General features: G+C 81.3%; 1 protein-coding gene and 1 pseudogene. Both read right to left on the reverse strand.

Translation table 11 applies throughout. The features are described 5' to 3' along the window. Nucleotides 1-974: DNA polymerase Y family protein (locus tag HCN52_RS24525; RefSeq protein WP_168090604.1), on the reverse strand; the 974-nt coding region annotated here is incomplete at its 3' end. Nucleotides 975-979: 5 nt separating this feature from the next. Then, nucleotides 980-1,170: pseudogene (locus HCN52_RS24530) on the reverse strand (hypothetical protein); the annotation flags it as partial.

Raw genomic sequence — 1,170 nt, forward strand, 5'->3', positions numbered from 1 at the left:
GGCCCGGTGGGGGCGTCGGCGCCGGAGCCGCCGGCGAGGGTGCCGGCGGCCTCCCAGGCGCGCAGCACCCCCCGCACCCGCTCGGCGACCGCCGCCGCCGAGAGGCGCCCCTCGTGGCGGAAGACGCGGCTCAGGCGGCGGCCGTCCCCGAGTTCGACCTCCGCCTCCAGTCGGGCGCAGACCACCCCGGCCGCGGTCAGCCGCTGGTGGAGCCGGTCGGCGGCGGCCTTGGCGGCGAACACCACCGGTTCCAGCAGCAAGGTGGCCGGTTCGAAGGCGTGGGTGACGGAATGGTCCGCCGTCCCGGCGCGGGAGGAGACGGGTCGGGCCTCCACCCCCCGGGCGGTGCGGTGGGCGGCGAGGCCCTCGGCGCCGAAGCGGGCGGCGACCCGGTCGGCGGGGAGGGCGGCGAACGCGCCCAGCGTGGTGATGCCCAGCCGGTGCAGCAGCTCGGTGAGGCGGGGCCGCCCCAGCACCCCCGCCGGGTAGGGGGCGAGGAAGGCGGCGCTCTCCCCGGGCGGTACCAGCACGCCGCTCCGGGCGGCGAGCGCGGCGGCGAAGACGGTGTCGCCGGCCCCGGCCCGGGCAGGGTGCCCCAGTTCGCGCAGGACGGTGGTGACCCGGGCGACGAGCTGCTGCTCGCCGCCCCAGTAGCGGGCCGGCCCCCGGGCGGGGGCGGCGAGCAGCCCGGGGCGGACCACCTCCAGGCGGGGCATGACGGCCTCCTCCAGCTCCCGCACCAGCGGCTCGAAGCCGCGGATCTCCTCCTCGACGTCCCGCTCGACCGCGCGCAGTTCCGGGCAGCGGGCGCGGGCGGGGCGCAGCCGCATGCCGCGGCGGACGCCCGCGGCGCGGGCGGCCGGCGAGCAGGCGAGGACCAGCCCGCCGGCCATCACCGCCAGCGGGACGTCCGGGGCGGCGCCGGCCACCCGGACCGGCCAGTCGGGGACCCAGACGCAGAGCACCCGGTCCATCGCTCTCACCCCACCGCCCGCAGCGGCACGACGGAGGCTGCGGGGGCGACGGGACGGCGCTCGCCCGGGCGGGGCCCGGCCGGTGCGGTGCCGGCGGCGGGGGTGATGCCGGTGGGGGCCACGGCGGGCGCCGCGACGGAGACCGTCCCGTCGGGGCCGGGCAGCCACAGGTCGGCGCGGCGGGGGCGGTCGGCGG

Origin of the sequence: Streptomyces bohaiensis, assembly GCF_012033785.1 — a bacterium.
Classification (GTDB): Bacteria; Actinomycetota; Actinomycetes; order Streptomycetales; family Streptomycetaceae; genus Streptomyces; species Streptomyces bohaiensis.